This window comes from Serratia surfactantfaciens (assembly GCF_001642805.2).
Lineage (GTDB): Bacteria > Pseudomonadota > Gammaproteobacteria > Enterobacterales > Enterobacteriaceae > Serratia > Serratia surfactantfaciens.
Map to the genome: position 1 here is coordinate 2,493,240 of NZ_CP016948.1, position 14,419 is coordinate 2,507,658.

Annotated in this window: 13 protein-coding genes and 2 pseudogenes; 8 read left to right on the forward strand and 7 right to left on the reverse strand. The window is 59.9% G+C overall.

Annotation, left to right across the window (positions count from 1 at the left end):
• The first annotated feature begins 28 nt into the window (after window positions 1-28).
• On the forward strand, window positions 29-2,704 hold the full coding sequence (gene aceE / locus ATE40_RS11755) for a pyruvate dehydrogenase (acetyl-transferring), homodimeric type (protein ID WP_063918573.1): 2,676 nt from the start codon (window positions 29-31) through the stop codon (window positions 2,702-2,704).
• A gap of 27 nt (window positions 2,705-2,731) precedes the next feature.
• Here aceE and umuC read toward each other — a convergent pair whose 3' ends face one another.
• The 6 genes and pseudogenes from umuC to ATE40_RS11770 all read right to left on the reverse strand — a co-directional run bounded on the left by umuC (window position 2,732) and on the right by ATE40_RS11770 (window position 7,118).
• Entirely contained in the window at window positions 2,732-4,048 is a 1,317-nt protein-coding gene (gene umuC / locus ATE40_RS11760; RefSeq protein WP_019453019.1) for a translesion error-prone DNA polymerase V subunit UmuC, read from the reverse strand.
• Between the two features lie 2 nt (window positions 4,049-4,050).
• A complete protein-coding gene (gene umuD, locus ATE40_RS11765; RefSeq protein ID WP_050578390.1) occupies window positions 4,051-4,485 on the reverse strand; it encodes a translesion error-prone DNA polymerase V autoproteolytic subunit in 435 nt (144 codons plus the stop codon).
• A 188-nt stretch (window positions 4,486-4,673) separates the two neighbouring features.
• Window positions 4,674-4,853 (reverse strand): annotated as a pseudogene (locus ATE40_RS25070) (SOS response-associated peptidase family protein); the annotation flags it as partial.
• 313 nt (window positions 4,854-5,166) lie between these two features.
• The gene (locus ATE40_RS24685; protein ID WP_126181107.1) at window positions 5,167-5,538 is read right to left on the reverse strand and encodes a hypothetical protein; all 372 of its coding nucleotides are present in this window, start codon (window positions 5,536-5,538) and stop codon (window positions 5,167-5,169) included.
• A gap of 213 nt (window positions 5,539-5,751) precedes the next feature.
• Window positions 5,752-5,943, reverse strand: a pseudogene (locus tag ATE40_RS24695) (S24/S26 family peptidase); the annotation flags it as partial.
• 224 nt (window positions 5,944-6,167) lie between these two features.
• Entirely contained in the window at window positions 6,168-7,118 is a 951-nt protein-coding gene (locus ATE40_RS11770) for an alpha/beta hydrolase (RefSeq protein WP_063918574.1), read from the reverse strand.
• A 100-nt stretch (window positions 7,119-7,218) separates the two neighbouring features.
• On the opposite strand from ATE40_RS11770, the gene ATE40_RS11775 reads away from it, so the two are divergent.
• From ATE40_RS11775 to ATE40_RS11790, 4 genes are all read left to right on the forward strand, one after another.
• Entirely contained in the window at window positions 7,219-7,836 is a 618-nt protein-coding gene (locus ATE40_RS11775) for a TetR/AcrR family transcriptional regulator (RefSeq protein WP_244889083.1), read from the forward strand.
• A gap of 121 nt (window positions 7,837-7,957) precedes the next feature.
• Window positions 7,958-8,800 carry a formate dehydrogenase accessory sulfurtransferase FdhD gene (fdhD, locus tag ATE40_RS11780; RefSeq protein WP_015378311.1) on the forward strand — a complete coding sequence of 281 codons (843 nt, stop codon included), beginning with the start codon at window positions 7,958-7,960 and terminating at the stop codon, window positions 8,798-8,800.
• A gap of 58 nt (window positions 8,801-8,858) precedes the next feature.
• Window positions 8,859-9,776, forward strand: a complete 918-nt coding sequence (locus ATE40_RS11785) for a bestrophin family protein (protein WP_015378312.1) — start codon at window positions 8,859-8,861, stop codon at window positions 9,774-9,776.
• Between the two features lie 34 nt (window positions 9,777-9,810).
• A complete protein-coding gene (locus ATE40_RS11790) occupies window positions 9,811-10,773 on the forward strand; it encodes a Dyp-type peroxidase (protein ID WP_019453524.1) in 963 nt (320 codons plus the stop codon).
• A gap of 10 nt (window positions 10,774-10,783) precedes the next feature.
• On the opposite strand, the gene ATE40_RS11795 is transcribed toward ATE40_RS11790, so the two are convergent.
• Window positions 10,784-11,617, reverse strand: coding sequence for an IclR family transcriptional regulator domain-containing protein (locus ATE40_RS11795; protein WP_015378314.1), 834 nt, complete (start codon window positions 11,615-11,617; stop codon window positions 10,784-10,786).
• A 243-nt stretch (window positions 11,618-11,860) separates the two neighbouring features.
• On the opposite strand from ATE40_RS11795, the gene ATE40_RS11800 reads away from it, so the two are divergent.
• Genes ATE40_RS11800 through pcaF form a run of 3 tightly spaced genes read left to right on the forward strand, consistent with a single transcriptional unit; the run spans window position 11,861 to window position 14,418 of the window.
• Complete coding sequence (locus tag ATE40_RS11800) at window positions 11,861-12,547, forward strand: 3-oxoacid CoA-transferase subunit A (RefSeq protein WP_015378315.1); 687 nt, start codon at window positions 11,861-11,863, stop codon at window positions 12,545-12,547.
• Between the two features lie 10 nt (window positions 12,548-12,557).
• Entirely contained in the window at window positions 12,558-13,238 is a 681-nt protein-coding gene (locus ATE40_RS11805; protein ID WP_063918576.1) for a 3-oxoacid CoA-transferase subunit B, read from the forward strand.
• Entirely contained in the window at window positions 13,216-14,418 is a 1,203-nt protein-coding gene (gene pcaF / locus ATE40_RS11810; RefSeq protein WP_063918577.1) for a 3-oxoadipyl-CoA thiolase, read from the forward strand. The genes ATE40_RS11805 and pcaF overlap by 23 nt, the downstream gene beginning before the upstream one ends.
• The last annotated feature ends 1 nt before the right edge of the window (window position 14,419 follow it).

Here is a 14,419-nt window from a genome sequence, read left to right on the forward strand (position 1 = left end):
TTATCAGGTAAGTACATTTGGAGCTTTTATGAACCAACCCGTGGTTAAAGCAGATCTTGACCCGCAAGAGACGGCTGAATGGCTTGAGGCATTTGAAGGCGTCACCGATATCGATGGCCGTGAGCGCGCGCATTTTTTACTGGAGAAAATGGCCGAAGCCGATCAGCGAAAACACGGCGATTTCTTCAGCCTGGTCACCACGCCCTACGTGAACACCATTCCGGCTTATAAGCAGCCGACGTATCCCGGCGATCTGGCCGCTGAAGCGCGCATCAATGCGTTTATTCGCTGGAACGCCATGGCGATGGTGCTGCGCGCCGGCAAACATTCCAACGTTGGCGGGCATATCGCCACCTACCAGTCGGCCGCAGTGCTTTACGATGTGGGATTCATGCACTTCTTCCGTGGGCGCACCGATGATTTCGCCGGCGACATGGTGTATATCCAGGGCCACTCCGCCCCCGGTATTTATGGCCGTGCCTATCTCGAAGGCCGCATCGACGAGGAGCTGCTCGACAACTTTCGTCGCGAATCCGCGCACCGTGGCCTCTCCTCCTACCCGCACCCGCGGCTGATGCCGGATTTCTGGCAATATCCCACCGTTTCGATGGGGCTGGGGCCGCTGACCGCCGCCTACCAGGCGCGCTACATGCGTTATCTGGAATACCGCGAGCTGAAACCTCACCAGGGAAGAAAGGTGTGGGCGTTCCTCGGCGACGGCGAGATGGATCAACCGGAATCGCTGGCGGCGATTGCGCTGGGCGGACGAGAAAAACTCGATAACCTGATCTTCGTCGTGAACTGTAACCTGCAGCGGCTGGATGGCCCCGTGCGCGGCAACGGCAAGATCATTCAGGAACTGGAGGGCACCTTCAAAGCCGCCGGCTGGCAGGTAATCAAGGTGATCTGGGGCAGCGGCTGGGACAAACTGCTGCAAAAAGACCGCTCCGGACTGCTGATGCAGCGGATGATGGAGTGCGTCGACGGCGATTACCAGACCTTCAAATCGCAAAGCGGCGCCTATGTGCGGGAGCATTTCTTCGGCAAGTACCCGGAATTGCTCGAGCTGGTCGCCGACCTGAGCGACGATGAGATCTGGGCGCTGCACCGTGGCGGCCACGATCCGCAAAAGGTGTACGCCGCCTACCATCAGGCGGTGCATACCACGGGCAGACCGACGGTGGTGCTGGCCAAAACCGTCAAAGGGTTTGGCATGGGGGAAGCCGGTGAAGGGCAGAACATCAACCACCAGCTGAAAAAAATGAGCCAGGATGCGGTGAAAGCCTTCCGCGACCGTTTAGGGCTGACAATCTCCGACGCCCAACTGGCAGAGATCCCTTACCTGAAGCCTGAACCCGACAGCGCGGCGGCGAAGTACATCACCGCGACGCGCACTGCGCTGGGCGGCTACATCCCTGCCCGCTTCGGCCAATCCGCTCCGCTGGCGATACCGGAACTATCGCGCTTCGACGGCCTGCTGAAGGGCAGCGGCGAACGCAACATGTCGACCACCATGGCTTTCGTCAATATCCTCGGCACGCTGCTCAAAGACGCCAACATCGGCAAACTGATTGTGCCCATCGTGCCGGACGAATCGCGCACGTTCGGCATGGAAGGCCTGTTCCGCCAGATTGGCATCCATTCCTGGCTCGGCCAGCTGTATACCCCGCAAGACGCCGGGCAGCTCAGCTACTACAAAGAGGCCAAAGACGGCCAGATTTTGCAGGAAGGCATCAACGAATCCGGCGCGATATCGACCTGGATCGCCGCCGGCACCGCCTACAGCAACCACGATGTCGCGACAATCCCGTTCTATATCTTTTACTCCATGTTCGGGCTGCAGCGGGTGGGCGATCTCGCCTGGGCAGCGGCAGACGCGCGCACCAAGGGCTTCCTGCTCGGCGCCACCTCCGGCAGAACCACCCTGATGGGTGAAGGCTTGCAGCATGACGACGGCCACAGCCACGTGCTGTCTTCCGTCATTCCCAGCTGCGTCTCCTACGATCCGACCTATGCCTATGAACTCGCAGTGATCGTTCAGAGCGGCATGCGCAGGATGTTCGTTGAACAAGAGGATATTTACTACTACATCACCTTGCTCAACGAAGGATACCCGCAGCCGCCGATGCCGGCGGGCGTGGAGGACGGGATTATCCAGGGCGCCTATTTGCTCAAACAGAACGAAACGGCAAACCAAGAGAGCCCGCGCGCTCAGCTGGTCGCCAGCGGCGCCATCATGCGCGAGGCGCTGGCGGCGGCGGCGCTGTTGGCCGAGGACTTTGGCGTCGCCAGCGATATCTGGAGTGCCACCAGCCTGAGCGAACTGCGCCGTAACGGCATGGCGGCCGAACGCTGGAACCTGCTGCACCCGGAAGACCCGCCGAAAGTCCCTTATATACAGAGTCTGCTGGCGGCGCATCCTGGCCCGGTGGTGGTGGCGACGGACTATATGAAGATCGTCGGCGATCAGATCAAACCGTTCTTGCCGGACCGCGCCTTTATCACCTTGGGCACCGATGGCTTTGGCCGCTCGGACACTCGCGAGGCGCTACGTGAGTTCTTCGAGGTCAACCGCCATTTCATCGCGCTCGCCGCGTTGAAACTGCTGGCTGACGAAGGCCGTATCGCCCGCAGCGAGGTCAACCGCGCCATGGTGCTGTACGGCATCGCCCCCGATAAGCCGGATCCGGCGGCGGTGAAGTAACACTCAGCCTACCCACGCCGCCGGTTGTTACCCGCGGCGTTTTTCTTCCTTCGACTCGGCTGCGCGCGGCGCCCGCTCCCCCAGCCGCACCACCGGGATATCCGCCAGCCGGGTGGTGTAGGCCGGCGACAGCATTTCGCGCTTCATTTGCCACGGCTTGACGATCCCCTGCCCGGCGAACCACACACGCCCGCGCCCCTCCTGATTCAGACGATCGATGGTCGCCATCAGCTGACTGCCGTTGCGGCGCGGCGGACAGTCGTCGAACAGGTCGATCTGCGCCATGGCGGCGGCGCTGAAATCCCCCAGCACCACGCCGCCCTTCAGGTAGCGTCGCCCTTCCTGCCAGATGCTCTCCAGCGCGCGCACCGCCATGGCGATAATGTCGCGGCTGTCGTTGCTCGGCGTTTGCAGCCGGGCGGTGCCCATATTGCTGTAATACCCTTCGCCCGCCGAATGCGGGCTGGTTTTGATAAACACCGACACATTGCGACAGTAGCGCTTTTCCTGCCGCAGCTTCTCGGCGGCGCGTTCGGCGTAGCTGCAGATCGCCTCGCGCATGTGCGGGTAATGCGTCAGGCGCTGGCCGAACGAACGGGAACAGATGATCTGCTCTTTGGCCGCCGCTTCATCCTCCCATTGCAGGCATGACTCGCCGCGCAGCTCTCGTATCGTGCGCTCCAGCACCACGCTGAAGGTTTTACGCGCCAGCCGGGTATCGCAGTCCGCCAGCTGCAGCGCGGTGTGAATGCCCATCGCCTGCAGCTGACGGGTCAGGCGGCGGCCCACGCCCCACACCTCCTCCACCGGGATTAACGCCAGCAGCTTGCGCTGGCGCGCCGGATCGGACAAGTCCACCACGCCGCCGGTCCCCCGCCATTTCTTGGAGGCAAAGTTAGCCAACTTGGCCAGCGTTTTACTCGGTGCAATGCCGACCCCGACCGTCAAATGCAGCTCGCGCCGGATGCGATCGCGCACCCGATGACCGAACGGTTCCAGCGCCTCGCAGTGCGCCACGCCGTCCAGCCGCAGAAAGGCTTCGTCCAGCGAATAAATCTCCACCGCCGGCGCCATCTCCTCCAGCGTGTCCATCACCCGGCGGGACATATCGGCGTACAGCGCGTAGTTGGAGGAGAACACCGCGACGTTGCGGCGACGCATCTCCTCTTTGATCTTGAAATAAGGCGCGCCCATCGGCACGCCCAGCGCCTTCGCCTCGGCGTTGCGGGCGATCACACAGCCGTCGTTGTTGGACAGCACGATCACCGACCGCCCTTGCAGATCGGGTCGGAAGATGGTTTCGCAGGAAGCGTAGAAGCTGTTGACGTCTACCAGGGCGAACATGGCTACAGTGCCGCGTAGACGATAAAGGTCACCACGCCGAAGATCTCCAGCTGCGCTTCGTCGTCGAACACGATAGGCGCGTAGGCGGGATTCATCGGCAACAGCCGCACGTCGGGCCGGCGCTGCAGTTTTTTGACGGTGAATTCGCCGTCCACCGCGGCGATCACGATATTGCCGTGCTCTGGCGTCAGGGCGCTGTCGACGATCAGCAGATCGCCATCCCGAATATTGCCGTCGATCATCGATTCGCCGCTGGCGCGCACGAAATAGGTGGCGTTAGGATGGCGCACCAGCAGCTTGCCGATATCCAGCCGGCTCTCGACATAGTCCTGCGCCGGTGAAGGAAAGCCGCAGGCCACACGATCGGCAAACAGCGGTAACGTCAGGGGCTCACCTGGTGAAAAAGCATACAACCTTGAAGTGCTCAGCATATTCATAACCAAACTGTATATTTATACAGTAAAGCATAAACAAAACGCGAACGCGTGCAACCCCTAATTCCCCGGCGGATCGCACTTTGCCGTGTAATATAATAATTTTCTGAGTGATTTTTCCTGCAACTTTTGGCGTTCTTCACGTGTGTTTGCACACATGATACCCACCAAAACTGTGGATAATGCAGCACTCAGACCGTTGGCGTATCGATGGGCAGGATGAGTGAGGGAATGTCATTGCGAACGGCGCCGACGGCGGGCGATACCGGTTGCCAGACGAAATCCTCTGCCTGCAGGCTGTACACGTCAGCCTGCATTTGACCAGAGGGCGGGACTAAGCGGGTGTCGAGCCAGTCGCGCGCGGCCGTCGGTCTCTGCTGCGTACAGCGCCGCAAAGAACAGCGGCAGGCCTTGCCTCAGCAAGAGCCCACGGGAGGAACGGCGGACGGCCTTACAAAATGACGCCAATAAAATTGCGACTGGCAATGGCATCAATGGGACGGCCAGAGACGAAAGTCAGTACGTTATGCCAGGAGCTTGGGATAACCCGACAAACGCTGTACCGCCACATTTCCCCTGATGGTCCACTGCGAGCTGACGGTATAAAGCTGCTCAACCGGGGATAATTTCAGCGGACGGAAAAATCTGGGGTTCCGGCGTAGAACCCCGAATAAGGAATAATCCTTAATTCATTTCAGGATTATTAATTCCATCTAAAACCTCTTGGCAATATTCTTTTTTATAGGCTTCATCATTACTTAATGACTTAACCAAAAAATCAGCATTTTTCCAACCATTATCCCAATGCGTATCGAATCCTGACTGTTCATACTTTAATGTTCTAGTTAATGAGTCTTTTATTTGTTTTTTATATTTATCAATTTTCTCATTGGTTGCCCCACAAACATCATGTGCAACACGAGCATTTGAGCCAGAAAAACCTATTGCTGAAATTGCCATCGCTTCATTTGATTTGTCGAAATCATTCGCATATGCCACAGCATTAGATAAAGCGAATATGACAAGAGCAGGTATGGTTTTTTTGTATGAAATCATCTTTCACCTCTAACTCATTGATTGTTCATGGGGTCAGTTTGGATATAGAAAATTATTGTACATTAAGGCTGCTTTTTAATCAGTCTCAACTTCTTTATAGAAGGCCTGAATGCGACAAACTTGGGAAGTACTGTAGCCTGTCGCGTCTGCTGTTTCTCGGATGCTCAGTTTCTTAATCTGTCGGTAGTGCCTGATCCATCCTGCTCGCTCCATCTCACCGCTGGCGCGCACGAAATAGGTGGCGTTAGGATGGCACACCAGCAGCTTGCCGATATCCAGCCGGCTCTCGACATAGTCCTGCGCCGGTGAAGGAAAACCGCAGGCCACACGATCGGCAAGCAGCGGTAACGTCAGGGGCTCACCTGGTGAAAAAGCATACAACCTTGAAGTGCTCAGCATATTCATAACCAAACTGTATATTTATACAGTAAAGCATAAACAAAACGCGAACGCGTGAACCCCCCCTATCCCCCGTCAGAACACAGTTTGACGCGTAATATAATAATTTTCTGAGCGATTTTTTTTTACGCCTGCTAACGGTTTCACTCTGCCTTGCACACACGTTATCCACTAAAACTGTGGATAACATGCTGAGCTGCAGTGGCGTCTTCAGAACATGCGCCGTCGCCTCACCGCTCCGCCGCGGCCAGGCAAAAACGATGCACCGCTTCAACCATCTGATCGAGGCCCGGCTGCTCGAGGGGATAATGCCCGGCGTTCTCGAGCATCACGGTGGTCACCGGCACCCGCCGAATGCGCCGCAGAAACAGTTCACTCAGGTGCAACGGCGTCCAGCGATCCTGCGCCGGTTGCGTCAACAGAACCGGGCAAACGTCGAACGCTTCCGGTTCAATGGCGGGTGCATACTCCGCGTACGAGACCAAAAACCGCATCGTCACCCAGGCTCCCGCCGAGGTGTTGTCCGCCAGGCACGCCTTGAGCGCCGCCTTGTCATTGACCAGCGCATGCATCTTGCTCGCCAGCGCCATCGGCATCGCCATACCCGCCAGCGGCGTGGCGGCCGTCAGCCGCGCCAACGGAATGCCCAGGCGGCTCATCAACAGATTCAATGCCGTCTCGTCGCGCACCTGCTGTTCACGCTGATCGAGAAACGTCATGCCGACAATGCCTTTCACCTGCCGGTTCAACGCCGCCACGTGGTAAGTCTCCATCCCGCCGGCGCTCAGGCCGTACAGCACAATCGGCCGCGCATCCTTCGCCCGTTCCGCGTCGATCAGATCGCTGCCGATCTGCACCCAGTCGTCGTAACGCACGCGCCGCCGTTGGCCGCCCATCTGCGTCATTCCGTACCCCGGCATGTCGACGGCGATCGTCTCTATCCCCCGTCGCGCCAGCGGCGCTCCCAGGATGGTCGACATCTGTCGGCCGTTGGTGCCGACCCCATGAAACAGGATCACTTTCACCGGCGCCTCCGGGCGGCGATAGCAGTCCAGATGAATACGGTGCTGCCGCCAGGGCCACCACACCTCGGTCGGTTCTTCCCCCGGCCGCAGCCGAAAATTTTCCGGCAGGAATCGTTGAATCTCCTGCCAGTGAGATTGATTGGCGTAATTCTCCATACGAAACCTCTGGCGTTATGGCGCTTGGTTGACGGGTTCAATTTCAGTATAATCCAACAAATGTCGGATCATTAAAATACAACTTATGTCGGAAAAAGCGATGCCGCAAGCAAAAAAAAATGTGCGCGTGCCGATTCAGGAACGCGCGGCGGCGCGCATGGCCAAAGTGCTGAGCGCCGCCGAACAGATGCTCGCCACCCTCGGGCCGGAAAAAACCTCCATTCCCGCTCTGGCGGAAGCGGCCGATGTGCCGCGCGCCGCGATCTACCCGTTCTTCCCGGACAAATACGCGTTGTTTTCACACCTGGCTCAGAGCCATATGGCGCAACTGGCGCAGGCGCTGCGTGAAGCGGAGCTCAAGAGCGCCGACACCCTGCACGATTGGGTGGATGCCGCCGTGGCGGCCACCGCCCGCTACTACAACGCGCATCCGGCGGCGAGCGTCTTGCTGCTACGCGGCGCGTTCACCGAACCGGAGCAAGAGGCGCACGCCGCCAAGAACCTGACGATCGGCGAGATGTTCCGCGCCAAAGTGCGCGAGCTGCCCGAACTTGATGCGCTGCCGTCAGATCCCGACGTCGTCTTGATCGCCATAGAATTGGCGTTCGCCTGCATGAAATACGGCTATGCGCGGGAAGGCATCGTCTCGCCGGCCATTTGCCGCGAGGCTACGCGGGCGGTCACGAGCTATCTAGGGCAGTGGCGCGCCGCGCCGTAAGGCGGTGGCAAAGACGCCCCGTTTCGCCCTGTTCAAGCACGCCATCTATGATAAAATCGGCTATCACTCATCAGACTCTATCTGACGCCGGCGCTGTATCCGCCGGCGCCGCGAAACCATCATGAACAAGCATTTGATTCTCGACGAACCCGGCGATGCCGACTCGGCCTGCCTGTCGCGCCACGCAGTCTGGCAGCGCAACGATCTGGCTCAGGCGCAACAAGACTGGCTGGCGGAAGAAGTGCCGGTCGCCCTGGTGTACAACGGCATTTCCCACGTAGTGATGATGGCGACGCCGAAAGACCTGGCGGCCTTCGCCATCGGTTTTTCGCTGTCCGAAGGCATCATCGCCTCCCCCGACGATATCTACGACATTCGTCAACAACCGGCCTGCAACGGCATCGAAGTGCATGTGGAGCTCTCGAGCCGCCGCTTTATGCAGCTGAAAGAGAAGCGCCGCAGCCTGGCCGGCCGCACCGGCTGCGGCGTCTGCGGGGTGGAACAGCTGCAGGAGGTCGCTCAACCCGTCGCGCCGCTGCCCTTCACGCAACGCTTCGATTTGGCCCTGCTCGACCGGGCGTTGGCGCAGCTGCAAGGGGTGCAAACGGTAGGGAAACTGACCGGCTGCACCCATGCGGCGGCCTGGATCCAACCGGACGGCGCGCTCAGCGGCGGATGCGAAGACGTCGGCCGCCACGTGGCGCTCGACAAGCTGCTGGGCTACCGCAGCCAACAGGCGTGGTGGCAAGGCGCAGCGCTGGTCTCGAGCCGCGCCAGCTATGAAATGGTGCAAAAATCCGCCATGTGCGGCGTCGAGATCCTGTTCGCCGTTTCCGCCGCCACCCGCCTGGCGGTGGAGGTGGCCGAACGCAGCAACCTGACGCTGGTGGGGTTCAGCAAGCCGGGACGCGCCACCGTCTATACGCATCCGCAGCGGCTCTGGCAATCGACGACGACGGCATAACGCCGCCGGATAAGAATCGACTATTCTCAATAGCAGGACACCAGGAAGCGCCAACGTCATGATAATTCGCCCGAACCAGAACTGGTTTTTTCGCCTGTTCGCCTGGCACGGTTCCGTGCTGTCAAAGATCACCTTTCGCCTGTCGCTGAACGTGCTGATGTCGATAGTGGCGGTGATCAGCTACCAATGGTACGAGCAGCTCGGCGTGCATTTAACCATCGCACCGTTCAGCCTGCTGGGCATCGCCATCGCCATCTTTCTCGGCTTTCGCAATAACGCCGGCTATAGCCGCTTTGTCGAAGCGCGCAACCTGTGGGGTTCGCTGCTGATTACCGAGCGCTCCCTGCTGCGTCAGATCAAAAGCCTGCTGCCGGATGAACCGGCGGTGCAGCAAAAGGTCGCCAAGCTGCTGATCGCTTTCAGCTGGAGCCTGAAACATCAGCTGCGCGCCACCGATCCGACCGCCGATCTGTACCACAATCTCAGCAGCAAGGAGCTAGCCGAAGTGATCGCCAGCCCGATGCCGACCAACCGCATTCTGCTGATGCTGGGTCAGGAGATCGGCAAACTGCGCCATCAGGGCCTGCTGAGCGACATCACCTTCGAGCTGCTCGACAACAAGCTGAGCGAGCTGTCCCACGCCCTCGGCGGCTGTGAACGGCTCGCGAGCACCCCGGTGCCGTTCGCCTATACGCTAATCCTGCAGCGCACCGTTTACCTGTTCTGCAGCCTGCTGCCTTTCGCCCTGGTAACCGACCTGCATTACATGACACCATTTGTTTCGGTGTTCATTTCCTATACCTTCTTATCCTGGGACTCACTGGCCGAAGAGCTGGAAGATCCGTTCGGCGTGTCGGCCAACCATCTGCCGTTAAACGCCATCTGTAATACCATCGAGCGCAACCTGCTGGAAATGAACGACCAAAGCCCGCTGCCGCCGCCGATGAAACCCGACGAGCACTTTAATTTGATCTGATCTCTTTCACCCGAACACACTGGAGCCGAATGCAATGAATGCAAATAACACTTCGCCGCAAGCCGTATTCACGCCGGTAACGCGCCATGCCATCTTCATCGTCGCCACCCTGTCGCCGGTTCCCGCCCAGCTGGCGGCGGTGCGCGCCTGGTGCGGCGATATCGCCGCCGTAGTGCGTTCGGTCGGCAAACGCGCGCCGGCGGGCAATCTCACCTGCGTCTGCGGCTTCGGCTCCGAAGCCTGGGATACGCTGTTCGGCGCGCCGCGCCCTCGCCAGCTGCACCCGTTCAGCCCGATCGGCAGCGGGGAGCGCGTCGCGGTCGCCACGCCCGGCGACATCCTGCTGCATATCCGCGCCGATGAAATGGATCTGTGTTTCGAACTGGCCTCTCAGCTGATCGGCAAGCTCGGCGACGCCGTAACGGTAATCGAGGAGGTGCACGGCTTCCGTTACTTCGATCAGCGCGCCATGATCGGCTTCGTCGACGGCACGGAAAACCCGGAGGGGCACGAGGCCTTCGACTACACGGTGATCGGCGACGAAGACGCGGCGTTCAGCGGCGGCAGCTATGTACTGGTGCAAAAATACCTGCATGACATGCAGGGCTGGAACTCGCTCAGCGTGGAGACGCAGGAGAAGATCATCGGCCGCCACAAACAATCCAACATCGAGCTGGATGAAGCGGTCAAACCGTCGTCGTCGCACAGTTCTCTGACCACCATCACTGACGAGCAAGGCAACGAGGTGAAGATCCTGCGCGACAACATGCCGTTCGGCCGCCCCGGCCTGCGCGAATTCGGCACCTACTTTATCGGCTACGCGCGCTCTCCGCAGCCGATCGAGCAGATGCTGGAAAACATGTTCATCGGCCGCCCGGCCGGCAACTACGATCGGCTGCTCGATTTCAGCCACGCGGTGACCGGCACTCTGTTCTTCGTGCCTTCCGCCCCGCTGTTGGAAACGCTGGCCGACCGCAGCGGCGCCGAACTGCACTAATCCGCTTGCCCTACAGCAGCAGCGCCAGCTCCATCGCCGTGCGCTGCAGCTGCGGCAGCACTCGTTCGCGCAGCTCCGCCGCCGAGATCTGCGACGCATTGACGCCAACGTTCATCGCCGCAACAACCCCGCCTTTACGTGAATGCATCGGCACCGCAATGGAACGCAGGCCGATCTCCAGCTGTTGATCGTTGATGGCATACCCCTGCCTGCGTACCCTGGCCAACTGTTCCTGCAGCTGCTCCGCACTGGTGACGGTAAACTCGGTCAGCGGTTCGAAAGTGACCCGCGACAGATAATCCTCCAGTTCTCCCTCGTCCAGCGCGCTGAGCAACACCAGCCCCATCGACGTCGCATAAGCCGGCAGACGGCTGCCGCGCCCCAGATCGATAGTCATGATGCGTTTAACCGAGGCGCGGGCGATATACAAAATGTTATCGCCGTCCAGCGTCGCCACCGAGCAGGATTCATTAAGCAATTTGCTGAGATAGTCCAGCGAGTTTTGCGCCGCCTTCGCCAGCTCGGAGGAGGAAAGATAAGCGTGGCCAATAGTCAACACGCGCGGCAGCAAGCGATAGTGGCGCCCATCGGGACAATGCACGAATCCCAGCGCTCTTAGGGTATACAAACAACGGCGCACCGCCGCGCGCGGAATGCCGGTTTGTTGACTGATCTCGGACACCGACATCTGCGAATATTGCGGCTTGAAGGCCTGCAACACCTCCAGCCCTCTGGCCAGCGAGGCCATAAAATTAGGGTCGCCCTTGTACTGGTCGTTGCTTAAATCACCGATCTCCTGCAGGCGACGCAGTTCTTCAGTGCCAAATTCAGGAACTTCACTCATTCAGGCCTCCCATTAGTATCTGCACTCAATTTACACGCTCAATACGGCAGTAAAGCCCTGCGTATCGCATCCGATGCCGATTTAGCTGCCTGCATCACAAAATGCAGACCTAAACCCTCAATGTATCGATAATCGCACAATGTTCTGATATTCGCACTTGATGATGTTTTTTTCATCCTCTAGGTTAATTTCAAACCCGCTATTTGTTGGCGCAACGTCCTAACCGAGCCTTGAGGAGAACTGATGATCGATAAAAGCATGGCGTCCGCAGACGCCGCCGTCGCAGATATTCCGGATGGCGCCACCCTTATGGTTGGGGGATTCGGCCCGGCCGGGCAACCCTACGCACTGTTGGATGCTCTGATCCGTCACCGGCCACGCGCGCTTACGCTGATCAGCAACAATGCCGGCAACGGCGATTTTGGTCTGGCGGCTCTGCTGAAGGCCGGCTGTGTGCGCAAAGTAGTGTGTTCTTTTCCGCGGCAGGCTGATTCTTGGGTGTTTGACGACCTCTACCGCCGTGGCGAGTTGGAGCTGGAGCTGGTTCCGCAAGGCAATCTGGCGGCGCGCATCCAGGCCGCCGGCGCCGGGCTCGGCGGTTTCTATACCCCAACCGGCTATGGCACCCAATTGGCGGAAGGGAAGGAAACCCGCGAGATCGACGGCCGCCGATATGTTTTCGAACTGCCGCTGAAGGCCGACTTCGCGCTGATCAAGGCAGAACAAGCCGACCGTTGGGGCAACCTCCGCTATGACAAAACCGGACGCAACTTCGGGCCGATTATGGCGATGGCCGCCAACTGCACCATCGTCGAAGTCAACCATATGGTGCCGTTGGGCGAACTGGATCCGGAGAACATCATCACGCCCGGCATCTTCGTACAACGCCTGGTGCCCTCTTCTCCCCGTGCAGCACGGCTTTCGGCTTAAGGAGCGCATCATGAGCAAACTGACCCATCAACAGCTGGCTGAGCGCATCGCGCGCGATATTCCCGAAGGCGCCTACGTCAATCTGGGCATCGGCATACCTACTCAGATCGCCAACTACCTGCCCGCCGATAAAGAGATCTTCCTGCACAGCGAAAACGGCATTCTCGGCATGGGCCCGGCGCCGACGCCGGGCGAAGAGGACCCGGAATTGATCAATGCCGGCAAACAACCGGTTACGCTGCTGAAAGGCGGCTGCTTTTTCCACCACGGCGACTCTTTCGCCATGATGCGCGGCGGCCATCTGGATATTTGCGTGCTGGGCGCCTATCAGGTCTCCGAACGCGGCGATTTGGCGAACTGGAGCACTGGCGCACCGGGGGCGATTCCGGCGGTCGGCGGCGCGATGGATCTGGCGATCGGCGCACGCCAGGTATTTGTGATGACCGAACACCTGACCAAAACGGGTGAATGCAAAATCGTCCGCCAATGCAGCTATCCGTTGACCGGCGTCGGCTGCATCGACCGCATTTACAGCGATCTGGCGGTGATGGATGTCACCCCCCAGGGACTGGTGGTGCGCGAAATATTTGCCGGCCTGACTCCGCAACAGCTGCAGGACGTCACCCCGGTCGCACTGACTTTCACCCTTCAACACGGGGAACCGCGCCATGAATCCAGCTTATCTGTGTGACGCCGTCCGCACGCCCTTCGGTCGCCTCAACGGCAGCCTGGCCGGCATACGCGCCGACGATTTGGCCGCTCTGCCGCTGAAAGCCCTGCAGGCACGTCATCCGATGCTCGACTGGAGCCAGGTGGATGACGTGCTGCTCGGCTGCGCCAATCAGGCGGGGGAAGACAACCGCAACGTCGCGCGCATGGCGCTTCTGCTCGCCGGTCTGCCGGTGCAGGTGCCCGGCTGCACCATCAATCGCCTGTGCGGCTCCAGCCTGGATGCGGTGGCGGCTGCGGCGCGCGCCATCAAAACCGGCGAGAGCGGGCTGATGATCGCCGGCGGCGTGGAAAGCATGTCGCGGGCGCCGTATGTGATGGGCAAGGCGGAAAGCGCCTTCAGCCGCGCGATGAAGATTGAAGATACCACCATGGGCTGGCGTTTTATCAACCCGCAAATGCAGGCGCTGTATGGCGTGGACACGATGCCACAGACCGCCGAAAACGTGGCGTCGCAATTCGACATCAGCCGTCGCGATCAGGACGCCTTCGCCCTGCGCAGCCAGCAACGCACCGCCACCGCGCAGGAAAGCGGCTTTTACAGCGACCAACTGATCGAGGTGCTTATCCCGCAGAAGAAGGGCGAGCCGTTGACCTTCAGCCAGGACGAACATCCGCGCGCCACCACCTTAGCCGCACTGGAAAAACTCAGGCCGGTGGTCGCCCCGCAGGGCAGCATCACGGCCGGCAACGCATCCGGCCTGAACGACGGTGCCTGTGCGCTGCTGCTGGCCGGGGAGCGCAGCATGGCGCGCCATGGCCTGCAGCCCATGGCGCGCATCGTGGCCAGCGCTGTCACCGGCATCGAACCGGCGATCATGGGATTTGCCCCGGCGGCGGCGGTGCGCAAAGTGTTGCATATTGCCGGCCTGACCCTCGAACAGATGGACGTGATCGAACTGAACGAAGCCTTCGCCGCGCAAGCGCTGGCGGTGACCCGCGAGCTGGGACTGCGCGACGATGCGCCGCAGGTGAACCCGAACGGCGGCGCGATTGCGCTCGGCCATCCTTTGGGCGCATCCGGTGGCAGGCTGGTGATGAACGCCGCCTGGCAATTGAGGAAAACGCGCGGGCGCTACGGGCTGTGCACCATGTGCATCGGCGTCGGTCAGGGCATTGCGCTGATTATCGAACGGGTATGAG